The organism is Paracoccus broussonetiae (assembly GCF_031854425.1).
GTDB lineage: Bacteria > Pseudomonadota > Alphaproteobacteria > Rhodobacterales > Rhodobacteraceae > Paracoccus > Paracoccus broussonetiae.
Window position 1 is genome coordinate 33,880 of sequence record NZ_JAVRQI010000009.1, and the last position, 16,089, is coordinate 49,968.

20 protein-coding genes are annotated in these 16,089 nt (G+C 65.3%); 9 read left to right on the plus strand and 11 right to left on the minus strand.

Annotated features, from left to right (window positions below; translation table 11 throughout):
* Window position 1: 1 nt before the first annotated feature.
* The 7 genes from RM190_RS12530 to RM190_RS12560 are packed head-to-tail and all read left to right on the plus strand — an operon-like array spanning window position 2 to window position 5,356.
* Window positions 2-766 carry a thiazole synthase gene (locus RM190_RS12530; RefSeq protein ID WP_311759788.1) on the plus strand — a complete coding sequence of 255 codons (765 nt, stop codon included), beginning with the start codon at window positions 2-4 and terminating at the stop codon, window positions 764-766.
* On the plus strand, window positions 763-1,359 hold the full coding sequence (locus RM190_RS12535) for a thiamine phosphate synthase (RefSeq protein WP_311759789.1): 597 nt from the start codon (window positions 763-765) through the stop codon (window positions 1,357-1,359). The genes RM190_RS12530 and RM190_RS12535 overlap by 4 nt, the downstream gene beginning before the upstream one ends.
* Window positions 1,356-2,318 carry a HesA/MoeB/ThiF family protein gene (locus tag RM190_RS12540; RefSeq protein ID WP_311759790.1) on the plus strand — a complete coding sequence of 321 codons (963 nt, stop codon included), beginning with the start codon at window positions 1,356-1,358 and terminating at the stop codon, window positions 2,316-2,318. The genes RM190_RS12535 and RM190_RS12540 overlap by 4 nt, the downstream gene beginning before the upstream one ends.
* Window positions 2,315-3,265: an ABC transporter substrate-binding protein gene (locus RM190_RS12545; RefSeq protein WP_311759791.1), complete on the plus strand. Its 951-nt coding sequence runs from the start codon at window positions 2,315-2,317 to the stop codon at window positions 3,263-3,265. Before RM190_RS12540 ends, RM190_RS12545 begins: the two co-directional genes overlap by 4 nt.
* A complete protein-coding gene (gene tenA / locus RM190_RS12550; RefSeq protein WP_311759792.1) occupies window positions 3,262-3,930 on the plus strand; it encodes a thiaminase II in 669 nt (222 codons plus the stop codon). The genes RM190_RS12545 and tenA overlap by 4 nt, the downstream gene beginning before the upstream one ends.
* The gene (locus RM190_RS12555; protein ID WP_311759793.1) at window positions 3,927-4,628 is read left to right on the plus strand and encodes an ABC transporter ATP-binding protein; all 702 of its coding nucleotides are present in this window, start codon (window positions 3,927-3,929) and stop codon (window positions 4,626-4,628) included. The genes tenA and RM190_RS12555 overlap by 4 nt, the downstream gene beginning before the upstream one ends.
* Window positions 4,625-5,356: an ABC transporter permease gene (locus RM190_RS12560; RefSeq protein WP_311759794.1), complete on the plus strand. Its 732-nt coding sequence runs from the start codon at window positions 4,625-4,627 to the stop codon at window positions 5,354-5,356. Before RM190_RS12555 ends, RM190_RS12560 begins: the two co-directional genes overlap by 4 nt.
* Window positions 5,357-5,395: 39 nt before the next feature.
* On the opposite strand, the gene RM190_RS12565 is transcribed toward RM190_RS12560, so the two are convergent.
* From RM190_RS12565 to RM190_RS12600, 8 genes are all read right to left on the minus strand, one after another.
* On the minus strand, window positions 5,396-6,658 hold the full coding sequence (locus tag RM190_RS12565; RefSeq protein WP_311759795.1) for an Nramp family divalent metal transporter: 1,263 nt from the start codon (window positions 6,656-6,658) through the stop codon (window positions 5,396-5,398).
* Between the two features lie 137 nt (window positions 6,659-6,795).
* The gene (gene mobA / locus RM190_RS12570) at window positions 6,796-7,398 is read right to left on the minus strand and encodes a molybdenum cofactor guanylyltransferase MobA (protein WP_311759796.1); all 603 of its coding nucleotides are present in this window, start codon (window positions 7,396-7,398) and stop codon (window positions 6,796-6,798) included.
* Window positions 7,395-7,988 (minus strand): hypothetical protein, encoded by a 594-nt coding sequence (locus tag RM190_RS12575; RefSeq protein WP_311759797.1) that lies wholly within the window; start codon window positions 7,986-7,988, stop codon window positions 7,395-7,397. Before RM190_RS12575 ends, mobA begins: the two co-directional genes overlap by 4 nt.
* Complete coding sequence (locus RM190_RS12580; protein WP_311759798.1) at window positions 7,985-8,803, minus strand: ABC transporter permease; 819 nt, start codon at window positions 8,801-8,803, stop codon at window positions 7,985-7,987. The genes RM190_RS12575 and RM190_RS12580 overlap by 4 nt, the downstream gene beginning before the upstream one ends.
* On the minus strand, window positions 8,800-9,522 hold the full coding sequence (locus RM190_RS12585) for an ABC transporter ATP-binding protein (protein WP_311759799.1): 723 nt from the start codon (window positions 9,520-9,522) through the stop codon (window positions 8,800-8,802). Before RM190_RS12585 ends, RM190_RS12580 begins: the two co-directional genes overlap by 4 nt.
* Before the next feature lie 39 nt (window positions 9,523-9,561).
* Window positions 9,562-10,134 (minus strand): hypothetical protein, encoded by a 573-nt coding sequence (locus tag RM190_RS12590; protein WP_311759800.1) that lies wholly within the window; start codon window positions 10,132-10,134, stop codon window positions 9,562-9,564.
* 29 nt (window positions 10,135-10,163) lie between these two features.
* A complete protein-coding gene (locus tag RM190_RS12595) occupies window positions 10,164-11,138 on the minus strand; it encodes a YVTN family beta-propeller repeat protein (protein WP_311759801.1) in 975 nt (324 codons plus the stop codon).
* 8 nt (window positions 11,139-11,146) lie between these two features.
* Window positions 11,147-12,352, minus strand: coding sequence for an ABC transporter substrate-binding protein (locus RM190_RS12600; protein ID WP_311759802.1), 1,206 nt, complete (start codon window positions 12,350-12,352; stop codon window positions 11,147-11,149).
* 192 nt (window positions 12,353-12,544) lie between these two features.
* Here RM190_RS12600 and RM190_RS12605 point away from each other — a divergent pair, with 192 nt between their 5' ends.
* Together RM190_RS12605 and RM190_RS12610 are read left to right on the plus strand one after the other, a co-directional pair.
* The gene (locus RM190_RS12605) at window positions 12,545-13,096 is read left to right on the plus strand and encodes an SRPBCC family protein (protein WP_311759803.1); all 552 of its coding nucleotides are present in this window, start codon (window positions 12,545-12,547) and stop codon (window positions 13,094-13,096) included.
* Window positions 13,093-14,022, plus strand: a complete 930-nt coding sequence (locus tag RM190_RS12610; RefSeq protein ID WP_311759804.1) for a YncE family protein — start codon at window positions 13,093-13,095, stop codon at window positions 14,020-14,022. The genes RM190_RS12605 and RM190_RS12610 overlap by 4 nt, the downstream gene beginning before the upstream one ends.
* Here RM190_RS12610 and RM190_RS12615 read toward each other — a convergent pair.
* The 3 genes from RM190_RS12615 to RM190_RS12625 are packed head-to-tail and all read right to left on the minus strand — an operon-like array spanning window position 14,003 to window position 16,010.
* Window positions 14,003-14,536 (minus strand): PQQ-dependent catabolism-associated CXXCW motif protein, encoded by a 534-nt coding sequence (locus RM190_RS12615; protein WP_311759805.1) that lies wholly within the window; start codon window positions 14,534-14,536, stop codon window positions 14,003-14,005. The two genes, RM190_RS12610 and RM190_RS12615, sit on opposite strands and share 20 nt — an antisense overlap.
* Window positions 14,533-15,351, minus strand: coding sequence for a substrate-binding domain-containing protein (locus RM190_RS12620; protein ID WP_311759806.1), 819 nt, complete (start codon window positions 15,349-15,351; stop codon window positions 14,533-14,535). Before RM190_RS12620 ends, RM190_RS12615 begins: the two co-directional genes overlap by 4 nt.
* Window positions 15,351-16,010: a c-type cytochrome, methanol metabolism-related gene (locus tag RM190_RS12625; protein ID WP_311759807.1), complete on the minus strand. Its 660-nt coding sequence runs from the start codon at window positions 16,008-16,010 to the stop codon at window positions 15,351-15,353. The genes RM190_RS12620 and RM190_RS12625 overlap by 1 nt, the downstream gene beginning before the upstream one ends.
* Window positions 16,011-16,089: the final 79 nt, after the last annotated feature.

Here is a 16,089-nt window from a genome sequence, read left to right on the forward strand (position 1 = left end):
GATGCCGGTCTTTTACGGAACCCCGGTCGACAGCCCGTTGATGCTGGGCACCGCGCTTTACCCCTCGCCCGCGATCATGGAGCAGGCGTTCCGGGCGTCGGGCGCGGGTATCGCCACCGTATCCCTGCGCCGCGAAGGCGGGGCGGGACAGGCGTTTCACGACATCATCCGGGGTCTTGGGATTCCCGTCCTGCCCAATACCGCCGGATGCCATTCCGTGCGCGAGGCCGTGACCACCGCGCAGATGGCGCGCGAGCTGTTCGGCACTCCCTGGATCAAGCTTGAAGTCATCCGCGACGACGACACCCTGTGCCCCGACGTGATCGCACTGGTCGAGGCCGCGAAGATCCTGGCCGATGACGGCTTCCAGGTCTTTCCCTATTGCACCGAGGATCTGTCCGTCTGTGGCCGCCTGCTGGATGCGGGATGCGAGGTGCTGATGCCCTGGGGTGCGCCCATCGGTTCGGGCCGGGGGCTGAACAACCCCTATGGCCTGCGGTCCCTGCGCGCCCATTTCCCGCAGGTGACGCTGGTCGTCGATGCCGGGATCGGCCTGCCCAGCCATGCCGCGCAGGCGATGGAACTGGGCTATGACGCGGTCCTGCTGAACACCGCCGTCGCCAAGGCTGGCGATCCGGTGGCGATGGCGCGCGCGATGGCGCTGGCGATCGAGGCGGGGCAGCTTGCCCATGCCGCGAACCCGATCGAGGCGCGCGACATGGCCGCGCCTTCGACCCCTGTCTTTGGAATGGCGGTGCTGGGATGAGGCTTCCCCGATTTTACCCGATCTTCGACAATGCCGACTGGCTCAGGCGGGCGCTGCCGCTGGGCGTCCGGTTGGTCCAGATCCGCATCAAGGATCAGTCGCCGCGCAAGCTGCTGGGCGAGCTGGCGCTTTGCCACGAATTGTGCCGCAGTCATGGCGCGACGCTGGTCATCAACGACCATTGGCAGGCCGCTATCGAGCTTGGCTGCGATTTCGTCCATCTTGGGCAAGAGGATCTGGACACCGCCGATATCGCCGCGATCCGCAAGGCCGGGCTGCGGCTGGGCGTCTCGACCCATGACCATGCCGAACTGGACCGGGCGCTGGCGCTGAAGCCGGATTACATCGCCCTTGGCCCGGTCTGGCCGACCATCCTGAAGAAGATGAAATGGGAGCAGCAGGGGCTGGAGCGCGTCAGCGAGTGGCGCAACCTGGTGGGCACGACCCCGCTTGTCGCCATTGGCGGCGTGACCCCCGACCGCGCGAAGCAGGCCTATGCGGCGGGGGCCGATATCGCCTCGGCCGTGACCGACATCACACTGAACGCTGATCCCGAAGGCCGGATTCGCGAATGGCTGGCGGTGGCGAAATGAACCGCTATGCCCGCCAGATGATCTTGCCCGAGGTCGGGGCCGAAGGTCAGTCGCGCATCGGCGCGGCGCATGTCCTGATGGTCGGCGCTGGCGGGCTGGGCGTTCCCGCGCTGCAATATCTGGCTGGGGCGGGCATCGGTCGGATCACGCTGATCGACCCCGACACTGTCGAGGAAACGAACCTGCACCGCCAGCCGATCTTTCGCATGAAGGATCTGGGCCAGCCCAAGGTGCAGGCGGCCGCGCAAGCGGTGGTGCGGCTTAACCCCGCAGTGCAGATGGTGGCGCTGGTCGACCGGCTGACCCCTGCGAATGCCCCCGACCTGGTCGCCGGGGCGGATGTGGTGCTGGACTGTGCCGACAGCTATGCCGCCAGCTATACGCTGTCCGACACCTGCCTTGCCGCAAGGCGGCCGCTGATCTCGGCCTCGGCTCTGGGGCTTTCAGGCTATGTCGGCGGCTTCTGCGCGGGCGCACCCAGCCTGCGGGCGCTGTTCCCCGACCCGCCCGATACCGGCCAGACCTGCGCCACGGCGGGCGTGCTGGGCCCGGTCGTCGGAATGCTGGGTTGCCTGCAGGCGCAGATGGCGCTGGCGGTTATCCTGGGGTTGGAACCCTCTCCGCTGGGGCAATTCACCCGGTTCGAGGGCGGACGACTGACCCAGTTCCGTTTCGATGCGGCACCCGAATGCGACGGTCCCCGCTTCATCGCGGCCGAAGACATCCGCGACGATGACATGGTGGTCGACCTGCGCCCCGAGGACGAGGCCCCCCGCAAGGCCACCCCTGATGCCCTGCGTCACCCCGGCTATGGTGCGACAGGCCCCCTGCCCCGACCCGGTCAGCGCGTGGTGCTGGCCTGCCGCTCGGGGCTGCGGTCGTGGCGCGCCGCCGATGCCCTGTCCCGCCGCTGGAACGGCGAGATCACCCTGCTTGCCCTTGGAGGAATACCGGAATGAAGCATTTCGCCCTGCCCCATGCCCTGGCCGCCGCTTTGGCCCTGCTGGCCCAGCCCGCTTTCGCGCAGGACAAGCTGACCCTGATGCTGGACTGGTTCGTGAACCCCGACCACGCCCCCGTCATCATCGCGCAGGAAAAGGGCTTCTTTGCCGATGAAGGGCTGGACGTCGAGGTGGTCGCCCCTGCCGATCCGGCCGATCCGCCCAAACTAGTCGCCGCCGGAAAGGCGGACCTTGCGATCAGCTATCAGCCGCAACTGCATCTGCAGGTCCATGCGGGCCTGCCGCTGAAGCGGGTGGGCACGCTGGTCGCGACCCCGCTGAACTGCCTGATGGTCAAGGCGGACGGCCCCGTCCAGACGATCGCCGACCTGAAGGGCAAGAAGATCGGCTATTCGGTCTCGGGCGTCGAAGAGGCGCTGGTTGGCCAGATCCTCAAGACCGCGGGCCTTGGCATGTCCGATGTCGAGATGGTCAACGTGAACTGGTCGCTGTCCCCCGCCCTGATCGCTGGCCAGGTCGATGCGACGATCGGCGGCTATCGCAATTTCGAGCTGACCCAGATGCGCCAGGAAGGGGCCGAGGGCCGCTGCTTCTTCATCGAGGAACAGGGGGTGCCGACCTATGACGAGCTGATCTTCGTCGCCAATCCCCAGACGATGGACACGAACAAGACCCGCCGCTTCCTGCACGCGGTCGAACGTGGCGCCCAATACATGGTGAACCACCCGGACGAGGCGTGGCAGCTGTTCTCGGGCACTGCGCCCGATCTCAAGGACGAATTGAACGCAGCGGCGTGGAAGGACACCCTGCCCCGCTTTTCGCAAAGCCCCGCCGCACTGGACCAGGGCCGCTATTCCCGCTTCGAGGCCTTTCTTCATGAGGCCGGGCTGACCGACAGCGTGCTGCCGGTGTCGGAACTGGCCGAAGATCTGGGTGCAGAATGACCTATGGCCGCACATTCGCCGCATGGCGGGACGCCGCGCCCGATTGGGATGCCTATACCCGCCACGCCTTTGTCGAGGGCATGCGTGACGGCACATTGCCGCGGGCGGATTTCCTTGCCTATCTGGTGCAGGACTATCTGTTCCTGATCCACTTCTCGCGCGCATGGGCGTTGGCGGTGGTCAAGGCCGGCGACCTGGACGAGATGCGCGCCTGTTCGGCGACGGTCCACGCGCTGCTGGATCACGAGATGAGCCTGCACGTCCAGACCTGCGCAAGCGCGGGGATCGACGTGGACGCCTTGACCCGCACGCCCGAGGCGATAACCAACATCGCCTATACCCGCTATGTCATGGATGCCGGACTTTCGGGCGATTTCCTTGACCTGCTGGCTGCCTTGATGCCCTGCGTGCTGGGGTATGGCGAAATCGGGACACGCCTTGCCCGCGACTGCGCACCCGACACGCCCTATCGCGACTGGATCGAGACCTATGCCGGGGCCGAGTATCAGGACGCCTGCGTCAAGGCCGGACAGCTTCTGGACAGCGCGTTGGTCAAGCGGCTGGGAGATCACCCCGAGACCTCACCCCGCTGGGCCGCCCTGCAGGAGCGGTTTGCCACCGCGACCCGGCTTGAGGTCGCTTTCTGGAGTCTGGGCCGGGCATGACCGCCGCGCGCGTCCACGGACAGGCCTGGGTGGGCGATGCGCCGCTGTTTGCTCCGGTCGACCTGACCTTGGCCGAGGGTGGCTGGACCTGCCTGCTGGGCCCCTCGGGCGTCGGCAAGTCCACGATCCTGCGCCTGATCGCCGGACTGGACACCGGCGCGCGCTTCGAAGGCGAGGTGATGACGGACCGTCCCGTCGCCCTGATGGCGCAGGATGCCGGGCTGATCGGCTGGCTGGATGTGACCGGCAACGTGACGCTGGGCGCGCGCCTGCGCGGCGAAACCCCCGACCAGAACCGCGCTAGCGCATTGATCGAGGCGGTCGGTCTGGCCGACCGCGCCCATCACCTGCCCGCCAACCTGTCGGGCGGCCAGCGCCAGCGCGTGGCGCTGGCCCGCACCCTGTTCGAGGACCGGCCGCTGGTCCTGCTGGATGAACCCTTTTCGGCGCTGGACGCGCGGACGCGGGCTCAGATGCAGGACCTGTCTGCGCGCCTGCTGGCGGGGCGGACCGTGCTGCTGGTGACGCATGACCCGGCCGAAGCCGCACGGCTGGGCGACCGCATCCTGCTGCTGCGCGAGGAAGGGCTGAGCGAATGGCCCGTGCCCCTGCCCCGGCCACCGGGCGGCGCGCGCCCCTATGACGCGCCCGAGGTGCTGGCGCTGCAGGCCGATCTGATGCGGGGGATGATGGCATGAAGACCATCGCCGCGCTAATCGTCGTCACCCTTGCGCTGTGGCAGGGCGTGATCTGGCTGGCGGGCATGCCGCCCTTCCTGCTGCCCTCGCCCACTGCGGTGGCAGAGGCGCTTTGGCTGAACCGGGCCGAGATCCTGCGCCATGCCGGTTTCACCCTTTCCGAGGTGGTGCTGGGCTTTCTGCTGGGCGCGCTGCTGGGCGCGCTGCTGGCCATCGCAATGGGATTTTCCGACAGGCTGACGGCCGTCCTGCGCCCGATCCTGACCTTCAGCCAGACCATTCCTGTCTTTGCGCTGGCCCCGATCCTGACACTGTGGCTGGGCTTCGGCATGGCGCCGAAAATCGCGATGACAGTTCTGATCGTGTTTTTCCCGGTCGCCTCGGCCTTTCTGGACGGGCTGACCCGGACGCCACAATCGGCGCTGGATCTGGCGCGGGTGATGGGCGCGTCTCCCACCCGGATCATGCGTCACCTGCGCATTCCTGCGGCGCTGCCGCAACTGGCGACGGGCCTGCGGCTGGCGGCGGTCTATGCGCCGATCGGCGCGGTCATCGGCGAGTGGGTCGGGGGGGCGCGCGGACTTGGCGCGCTGATGATCCATGCGAACGGCCGGATGAAGACCGACCTGGTCTTTGCCGCGTTGCTGGTCCTTGCCGTGCTGACGGTCGTCTTTGCGCGTCTGGTCGGGCTGGCACTGGCCCGGGCATGGCGGCGCTTCGGCGTGTGAACTCCGGGCCCGGCAGCACGCCGGACCCGGAAGGCCGTCCTAGAACAGGCCGGCGATGCGGGTGTAAAGCTCGTTCAGCGCCAGCGCGATAAAGGCCAGCGCGCAAAGCAGCAGCATCAGGTTGGTCAGCGGCCGGTTGCGCCACTCCGCCGGAACGCGGTCCGTGTTCAGGATCCACAGCAGCGTGATCGCCATATAGGGCATGAACAGCGACCCGAGCACGCCGTAAGCCAGGATCAGATAGACGGGCTGGCCCAGGAACATCATGACCATCGGCGGCACGGTCAGCCAGAAGATGTAGAACTTGTAGTAACGCCCGCCCGCAAGCCGGTCGGGATGGTCATGCGGCTTGCCCTGCACATGGCCAAGGAAGTCGGCGAACATCAGGCTGACGCCGTTCCAGACCCCGACCAGAGAGCTCATGGACGCGGCCCAGAAGCCGATCAGGAACAGCTTGCTCATCCAGGTGCCGTAGCGCTCGCCCAGGACACTGGCCAGGTCGACCATGCCCTGGTCCCCCTTGCCGATGGCGATACCCGCGGAATGCAGCAGCTCGGCCCCGACGATCAGGGTCGAGATGACGAAAAGCCCGGTCACCAGATAGGCGATGCCGTTGTCCATCCGCATGACCCGCATGAAGCGGGGCGTGTCCCAGCCCTTTTCACGCAGCCAATAGCCATAGGCCGCCAGCGTGATGGTCCCGCCGACACCGCCCGCGACGCTGAGGACGTTGATCAGCGCGCCTTCGGGGATCATCGGGACCAAGCCCTTCAGCACCTCGCCAAGGTTGGGCAGGGTCAGGGCCGCGGCAAGCAGCATGGTGACGAACATCAGCACCACCATCGCCGTCAGGATCTTTTCGAACAGGTCGTAGCGGCCCGACCAGACCAGCAGCATGCCGGCAAGCCCGGACAGGATTCCCCAGGCCGCGACGCTGAGGAACGGGAAAAGCGAGTAAAGCGCAAGCCCTGTTCCCGCCATCGCCGCCGCGCCATAGACGAAGCCCCAGATGACGATATAGGGGCCGAAATACCAATGCGTCCAGCGGCCCAGGCTGCTCCACCCCTCGAAGATGGTCTTGCCGGTGGCAAGGCTGTAACGACCCGCGCCCTCGACCAGGATGACCTTCATGATGCAGCCCGCGACGACCGCCCAAAGCAGCGCATAGCCGTATTTGCTTCCGGCGACCGTGGTGGCGATCAGGTCGGCCGCACCGACGCCTGTCGCGGCCACGACCAGTCCCGGCCCGACCAAATTCCATTTCGGCTCTGCGACCGACGGATCGACGCTTCGGTTGGTCATCCCGCTTCCTCTCAGTTGTTGAAGATCGATGCTCCTGTTGATGCCAAGGCAGTTCCGCTCAAGGATTCCAGAAGCCCCACAGACTGGTTACAGCCTGCGCGGGTAAAAATGAACCCGAAGGTCCACTTGTGGGCGGATCACAGCAGGCGCGCGGCGTCGCTGAGGTCTTCGGGCGTGTTCAGGTTCATGAAGGGATCGCGCGGGTTGCTGTCGAAAACAGCACGCCCCGGATCATAGGCGGCCGCGAACTGGCCGATGCGATGCAACCCGGATTCCAACGCCGCGCGAAGATCGCCACGCAGCGCCACCGGCCAAAGCGAACAGGTCGGATGGTCGCGTAGCACCCCGTTTCGGCCCGCACTCGCCGCGACGGCAAGGCCCGACCTGCCCCTGGCCTCGATCAGGCGGTGGACCAGATCATGGGGCAGGAACGGAGTATCGACGCTGACGCTGACCACTTCGGCCAGGCCCTGTGCCGCTGCCCAATCCATGCCCGCAAGCACGCCGGCCATCGGTCCGGCATAGCCCGAAAATCCGTCCGCGATCACGGGAAGCTCGTAATCCTCGAACTGTTCGGGATCGCCGTTCGCGTTGATCGCCAGCGCCCCGCATTGCGGCTGAAGCCGCGAGATGACGCGCGCCAGCAGCGTCTCTCCGCCCAGCAGACGCAGGGCCTTGTTCCCGCCGCCCATGCGGGTCGACAACCCCCCGGCCAGAATGACGGCGGCGGGCGCGGTCATTTGATGCCGGTCTGGATCGCGCGGGCCAGCGTGAACAGCCTTTGTTCAAGGATCACCGGCGTCTCGCAGACATAGGTCAGCGCCTGCTGGCGATCCTGAAAGATGCGCATGTCCCAGTCGAGCTTTGCTTCCTCGGCATCGATGGCGTCGAAATCGGGCTTCTCGGCCTTTTCCATCTCGGCCATTTTGACGCGATGGTCATCGATGCGCTTGGCAAGCTCGACCTGCTTGTTGCCATAACGCGCGATCCCGGCGATCAGGGCGGTCCGGTGCGGATCGATGCGGTCGAACAGTGCCACCATCAGCGCACCAAGCTGGTCGTTATTCGCAGTGGCCGAAAACTCAGCGATCTCGGCCGAGGCCTGGTCGACGGTCACCCGGCGTTCCTCCAGCCGGTCGGCAATCCGCGCGATCTCGGGCGATCCGGCCAGTTCGCGAACCGCATCCGTAGGCTCCGGCCCGGACCACATCTGGCCCAGCGACAAATGCGGCTGCTTGCGCTGGACGCAAGGCCAGTCGGGATCGGTGCTCGACTCGGCATGGGCGGCGCCCGCCGCGGCCAGTGCCAGTGCCAGAACCAAATATTTCATGCTCCCCCCTTTCGCCGGGCCCAAAGTCCCTTGGCCGGATCATACATGAACACAGCCCCTGCAAAGAACAGGATCAGGCAACCCAGCACGACCGAAAAGGACAGCAGATCGAACTGTTCGTAAAGGGCAAAGCGGATCAACTCCACCGCATGGGTGAAGGGGTTGATCGCGCAGATGTCGTGAAGCAGGGTCGAGCTTTCGCGCATCCGCCACAGCGGGTAAAGCGCGGTCGAAGCGAAGAACATCGGGAAGATGACAAAATTCATCACCCCTGCGAAGTTTTCCAGCTGGCGGATGGCCGAGGACAGGAACAGCCCCATCGCGCCCAGCATCAGCCCCGACAGGATCAGGGCGGGCAGCACCGTCACATAACCCATCAAGGGCGGCTCGACATCCCAGAACCAGGCGATGGCCAGGAAGGTGTAGACCTGGATGATCGACACGATCACCCCTGCGACCAGCTTCGATCCCAGCAGGAACCAGCGCGGAAACGGGCTGACCAGCAGCGTCCGCATCGCTCCCGTCTCACGGTCGTAAACCATCGTGAGCGAGCTTTGCATGCCGTTGAACAGCTGGATCATCGCGATAAGCCCGGGGGTGACGTAAACCTCGTACAGCACATAGGTCTGATAGGGCGGCGTGATCGACAGGCCAAGGACCGCGCGGAATCCGGCGGCAAAGATGAACAGCCAGACCAGCGGCCGAACCAATGCCGCCAGGAACCGCCCGCGCTGGTTGACGAAGCGCAGCGTCTCGCGCCGGGTGATGCCAAGAAAGGCGGTCAGCCACATGCGGGGTGTCAGGATGTGGCTCATGCCTGTTCTCCGGTCAGGCGCAGGAAGGCTTCAGTCAGATCATCGCCCCCTGTGACCTCGGCGGTCTTGCCCGCGGCCAGAACCTGCCCCTTGTGCAGGATGACAAGCCCGTCCTCGGGGCGGATCTCGTCCATGATATGCGTGGCCCACAGCGCCGAGACGCCCTGCCGCGTCAGCGCGCGGGTCAGTTCGACAACCTCGGCGCGGGATTTCACATCCAGCCCGACGGTCGCCTCGTCCAGAAGCAGGATCTGGGGGCGGTGGATCAGGGCGCGGGCGATCTCGGCCCGGCGGCTCTGGCCGCCAGACAGGGCCGAGACGCGGGCATCCATCTTGTCGCCTAGCCCGACCTGCGCCAGCACATCGACGGCGCGGGACATCGCCTCGCGACGTGGAATCCCATGCAGCGCCGCGTGATAGGTCAGGTTCTGGCTGACGGTCAGGTCGGCATCCAGCGCACGGGACTGAAAGACAATCCCCAGGCGCGCAAGCGCGGCACCGGGTTCGCGACGCAGGTCATGACCCGCGACCTCGATCCGGCCGGACGTGCTGTTGTACAGACGGGTGATCAGTGAAAACAGCGTGGTCTTGCCCGCGCCATTGACGCCAAGAAGGGCGGTGAACCCGCCCTTCGGCACGGCCAGCGAGACGTCCTTCAGCGCCTGGAAACGACCGAAACTGTGGCTGACATTCTGAACGGAAAGCGCGTCTTGCGGCATGGTCGACGGGAGCGGGCCATGCCCGCTCCCCCTTTGCAGTTATTGGATATTGAACACGGCCTGCTGGGTTTCCCCATGCGAGCCGGGGATGGAAAGCGTATAGCGGCCCGGAACGATGGCCACGAAGCTGAGCGAGGCGGTCCCCGCATCGTCGAATTCCAGCGAATGGACGCCCATGGGCCGGATTTCGATGTCGTTGATGACGATCTCGTTCACCCAGATCGCGCGGAAGAAGTCGCCACCCGACAAGGCAAGCTCCTGGCTGCCGTCTGCGGTGATGTCGATGCGATAATAGCCGCCGGATTTCAGCTTGTATTCACCGCTTGCGACAGGTTTGCCCGAAGCCAGTGTCAGCGGCGCCAGCTGGGTACGGTTGTCCCGCGCCAGCATCCCCGAGAAGCCAAAGTCGAATTTCGCCCCCGCCTCGTGGACGCCGTCTTCGGTGGCCTTTGCCTCTTCCTCGTCGTCGTCGTCATCATCCTCGGCATTCTCGGACGTGGCGTGCTCGGCATGGGCGGCGGCATCCGCCGGCTTCGGCGCCGGGGCTTCCTGGGCCGAGACGGGCGCGGCCAGCCCGGCCATGACCATCAGGATCGTCAGCAAACGCGTCATGTTCTTCCCTCCTTGGTTTTTCGTTCTTGTCAGTTCGGCGCGACGACGACGCCCCAGGGTTGCTGGCCGACCGCGACGGATTTCACGACCTTGTTGGCGTCGACGTCGATCACCGAGACGTCGTTCGAGTTGCCGTTGGTCGTGAACAGGAATTTCTCGTCCGGGGTAAAGGCCATCTGCCAGACCCGCTGGCCGACCAGAAGGTAATCCTCGACCTCGTCGGTCTCGCCATTGATGACGGCGACGCGGTTCGCGGGTCCAAGCGCCACGAACACCTTCTTGCCATCATTGGTCACGCGGATGCCGACGGGCTGGATCGCCTCGGGCAGGACGCCGGGAATCTCGAAGGTGATCTTCTTTTCGACCGACTGGGCGGCGGGATCGATGACCGTGACCGTGCCGCCGATTTCGGCACTGACGTAAAGCTTGGTCCCGGCACTGTTGAACTGGGCAAAACGGGGGCGCGAATCGACCAGCACGTTGCCGAATATCTCGAACGTCTCGCTGTTGATGAAATGCGCCATGTTGGTGGTTTCCGAGGTATTGATGACCACCTTGCCATCGGGGCTGACGCCCATGCCCTCGGGTTCGACCCCGACGGGGATCTCGGCCAGAACCTTGTGCGTCTTGGTATCGACGACCGTGACCAGGTTGTCGTCCTCGTTCGCGATGTAAAGCGGGTTCCCCGACGGGTGCAGGACGAACAGTTCGGGGTCGGGGCCGGAGGGCAGCGTGTGGGTTTCCTCCATGGTCTCGGGGTTAAAGACACGCACAAGGTCGTCATCCGAGACGCAGACGTAAAGTTCCTTCCCGTCCGGGCTGATCGTGATGCCGCGGGGGCGCGCGCCGACCGGGTAGTGGCCGATCACCTCCAGGGTGTCGCTGTCAAGAACGGTGACGTCATTGCCCTTTTCATTGCTGACGAAGACACGGTTCGCCAGTGCGGGTGATCCCAGCCCCAGACAGATCGCCGAGGTCAGGATGGCAGTCGCAAGATGGTTCATCTTTGGCCTCAGAACTTGCATTCGGTTTCGGGACGGTCGATGCCCAGCGTATCCAGGGCCGAGCTTTGGTGCAGGTATTGATCCTGGGGGCTGACCGAAGAGGTGACATCCCCGGTGGTCAGCAGGATCGGCTGGCGCAACTGGTGATCCCAGTCGCGCATGGTCAGCTTCTGCCCCTTGAAGCCCGCAACCTCGAACTTGTCGGACAGCATGAACTCCTTCAGCTTGACGGGGTCGGTGCTTTGGGTGCGGGTCGCAGCCTCGCCAATCATCCGCAGGGCAAGCCAGGTCTGGTAGTCCTCGTCCCACATGCGGCGCGTGGCGAGCTTTTCGAAGCGGTTCTGGAACTGGGTCGCGCCCCATGCCTCAAGCGCGGGATGCCAGGACCGCGGCACCAGCCCGGCCGAGCCGGCGACTGGCCGCGGATCCCAGGTCTGATAGGGCAGCCACGGAGCGAAGACCCCTGCCTCGTCCGCAGCGATCACGATCTGATGATCCGCTGCGCGCTGGGTGAAGACGGGCATCTGCTGCTGGACCTGGACATAGCCGCTGTCGGTCCGGCGTCCGCCGCCGGTATCCTCATAGGTCCGCTCCTCGACGATCTTTGCGCCGAATTTCTTGGCAGCGCGGCGATAGGCGTCGGCCAGCGCGATATCTTCGGGGTGGCTGCCCGAGATCAGGAACCAGTCGCTCCACTTTTTCCACATCAGGAACTGCGCAAGCCCGTCCGCCAGCATCGCATGGCTGGGCGCGGTGTGGATGACATTGGCGCGGCAGTCCTTGCCCCGCAGGCGGTCGCCCCGTGCCCGCGCGTTCAGCAGGGTCGCGCGGTCGCCCACCTGATCCGACAGCTTCAGCGTCTGATCCTCGTCCGCCAGGGTCACGATGAAGGTGACACCCTGGGACAACAGCTTGTCCATCTCGGCCGCCGCAGTTTCGGGGGTCGCCGCAATCTCGGCCGCTTCGAAATCCTGGCCCATGAAGCGACCGGTGGTGTCGTTATCCTCGATCGCAAGGCGCGCGCCGGCAAAACCCAGGTCGGCGGGCGGCGTATCCAGCCGCGAAATCGGCGGAAGTTCGGGAACGTCGACGCGCAGCACCGCCGCGTGGACGATCTGCATCGGCTTTTGTCCGCCGGCCTGCGCGGCCTGTTGCGCGATCGCCGGTGCGGCGATGCCCAACCCCGCCAAAAGTATGATGATTCTGCCCGTCATGCCCATCCTCCCCCGCATATCATGGCGGGCAAATGCGCCCCCGCCAACCCGACAAAGACCCCGTCCCGATCCGGGGAAATTCACCCGATACGTTTGTCGTATGGACGTGGCTTGGGTGCCGAAGGCATGGTCGCACAGTCGGGCGCGGCGGGTCGAAGAGGCCCGGGCACCCATTGCGAGGAGACTGAACGGATGAACCGATTTTTGGCCATCACCCTGGGCGCCACGATGGCGCTGGCAAGCGCGGCCCAGGCGCATGGTCCTGTGCGGCTGAAGCTGGAACTGGACCAAAAGCTGAACGCCTCGCCTGACGAGGTCTGGGCCGCAATCGGCAAGTTCGAAGACATGAGCTGGCATCCCGGCATTGCCAAGACCGAACTGAAAGGCGACGGCTCGGTCGACCAGCCCGAGAAATCCGAACGCGTCCTGCATCTGAAAGCCGATGCGGGCGATCCGACGATCACCGAAATCCTGTCGAAATGGCAGCCCGACAAGCGCTGCTATGCCTACCGGATCGAGAATGTCGATGTCGCGGTGCTGCCAGTGACAAACTATGCCTCGACGCTTTGCGTCAAGGATGAGGGCGGCAAAGCCACGGTCACCTGGCGCGCCGGATTCTATCGCGGTTTCCCGAACAACAACCCCCCACCGGACCAGAACGACGACGCCGCGCTCAAGGCGGTGGGCGGTATCTATCAGGCCGGGCTGGACGCGCTGGCCGAAAGGTTCGGCAAGGCGGAATGATCCGCCACGCAATCCGGCTGGCGCTGGCGGGGATGGTTTGCACCTTCCCTGCCGTCGCCGCCGATCTGGCCTTCGTGACCTCGCAGAATGCCGAGGTTGTCAGCCTGGTCGACCTGCAGAACGGGCAGGTCATGGCCGAGACGCCGGTGCCCGGCGCCCCCGCCCCCGTGGCCTTCGATCCGGAACATGGCCGCGCCTATGTCATCTCGGCGGGGACGGGGCTTCTGACGGTGCTGGACGACAAGGCTGCAGTGGTCCGCACCCTGCCCTTGCCGGAGGGTGCCTTCGGCATCGCGCTGGCCCCCGATGGCGGGCTTTTCGTGACCGAATGGTATCAGTCGCGCCTGCTGCGCCTGGACAAGGATCTGAACGTCCTGTGGACCGCCTCGACCGGCAAGGCCCCCGCCGGGGTTGCGACCGATGGCAAGCTGGTGGCGACTGCGGATCGGGACGACGATCAGGTCTCGATCCTGGATGCCGGAACGGGAAAGCGCCTGGCGACCGTGCCGGTCGGCAAGCACCCCTACGCGGTCCTGTTCCATGACGGCAAGCTGTGGACCGCCGATGTGCAAAGCGACACCGTCAGTGTTGTCGATCCTGTCGCGGGTCAGAAGATTGGTCAGGTTCCGACCGGTAGCCACCCCTATGGTGTCGCGTTTGCCGGCGGGCGCGGATTTGTCACCAACCAATATGCCGGCACCGTCACGGTTTTTGATCCGCAAACCCTGACCGTCTTGGACACCCTGGAAACAGGCGACTATCCCGAAGGGATCGCGCCGCTGCCCGACGGCTCGGGCGTCGTCGTCGCGCATTGGGATTCGAACACCTTGGTCTGGATCGATGCCGCGACACTGAAGATCACGCGCGAGATCGAGCTTCCCGACGGCCCCCGCGCCTTCGGAGCGTTCACGGGGCGTCAGCCGTAACCAATTCGCGCCCGGCAGCCTGCCAACCGTCGCTGCCCTCGGGATACCAGGCGACCCCGGTGTAACCCAACTGCACCGCGCGCTTGCCGGCATTCCAGCTCATCCAGCAATCGGAGCGACAGAACAGCACCACGGGCGCCGCTTTGTCGCCATGGGTGGCCCGCGAAAGACCCTGCGCCAGCCGCTCAGCCTCTTCAGGGGAAATCCGTTCATACCCGGTATCGTAAAGCCACAGCGCGCCGGGAATGGTCATATGCGGTGGCGCGTTCCAGATCGTCCCTTCGGGTAGGCCGTCGGGACGCTTCTTGCGCGGCATGGCGTCGATGAAGGGCACGCCCTGATCATGCAGGGCGATTGCCTGCGCCGTATCCACGACCCGGGCACCCGAAAGCGTCGCCGGCACGGCCGAGCGATAGGGCTCGCCATGATAGTCCTGCGGCTCGGGCACAGGGGCATCCTGTGCCAGCGCGGGCCCGGCCAGCAACATCAGTGCAGCCAAGGCCCCCAATTTCATGGCTTCAGCCCCTTGCCATAGTCGTCCAGGATCGGCACCCCTGCCTCGCGCAGGATGGCGTCGATCTGGTCCTGATTGCGCCGGATCAGACTGTTCAATTCGCGCTTCCACGCGTCCTCGCCCGGCCGGACGCCCATCGTGATGCGATAGAACATCTTCGGACCGGTCGTTTCCTTCAGCAGCGGCGTGAATTGCAGATCAGAATCGTTCTTGATCAGCGGTCCCGCCATCGGCCCCCAAAGGACGGCAGCGGCAAGCTCGCCCGATTTAACCTTGGACAGCATGTCGCCAACCGGATTTTCGACGCGGCGATCGACGAACAGGTCCCAGCCGCGCATGTCCTTGGCCAGGCCCGCCCGCGCCAGGTTGCTCGCAGGGGGCGTCCCCGCCACCACGCCGATGGGCTGGCCCTTCAACGCAGGATCCTCAAGCATGTCGACCGAGGCCAGCTTGCTGTCCTTGCGCGTCACGATGCCATAGGCAGAGGTGTAGTAATGATTGGTGTTCAACACCATCTCATCGCCCTGAGCATAGCCCATGACCACGTCGCAAAGTCCAGCGCGCAGGGTCTTGCGGATGAAACCCGAACCCTGCGGGAACCAGGTATAGGTCACCGGCAGGCCAAGCTGGTCCCCGACGAAGCTGGCCAGCTTGTTTTCGAAACCCGAACCATCCTCGGACGACATCGGAACGGCCGCGGGGTCGGCGCAGACGCGGAATTCGCCATGCGAGCGCAGGTCGGCGACCTGCGCCGTCGCAGCCGAAGCCACGAGGCAGCAGGTCGCCAGAACGGCTGGAAGAAGACGGTGTCCCATCATCCTTCCATGCACGAGTTTTCCTGGGTCACGAAATCGTCCGGCTTGGCCTCTTTCTTGGCCGGGCGGCCACGCGGCAGATCGCCCGTCCCGCGGGCCAGCAGATAGGCATAGATGTCGTCGATATAGCACCAGACGTTCTTGTTGGTGCCGAACGCGGGCATGACCAGGTTCGCGGCCGTGTTCACGTCCTGCTTGCCCGAAGCGACGATTTCCTGGAACTGGTAATAGTCGATCTTGAGGACCGAGTTCTTCAGCGCCGGCGCATAGGTCGAACCTTCTCCATCCGGGCCGTGGCACACATGGCATTCCGCCGAATAGCGGCGATAGCCAGAGAAGGTGGCATAATCGATCGTCCCATCCTCGGACATCTTGAACGTGGGAATGCCCTCGGCATTGTACCAGCGTCCGTTCTCCTGATGGTCCGGGGTCATGTCCTGGCCGTTCGGAAGGACCAGCTTGCCCCCCTCGGCCTTCACCTCGGCGGTTTCGGCGGGTGCTTCTGCCGCGGGGGCGTTCCCCGAAGTCGCGGCGGCAGCACCTGCCCCGGCCTGTGCCGGAGGCGTCGTATTGTCCTGCCCAACGGCCGTCTGGGCCATGGCTACGGTCGCACATGCGACGCAGATCGCCATCAGTCTGGCGGTCGTTCTGTTGTTCATGAATCTTCCTCCCTACTCCGTCCTTTGAAAGGACAGGGCCGCTCCAAGTTACCCTTGGAACGGCCCATTTCGAGTCACA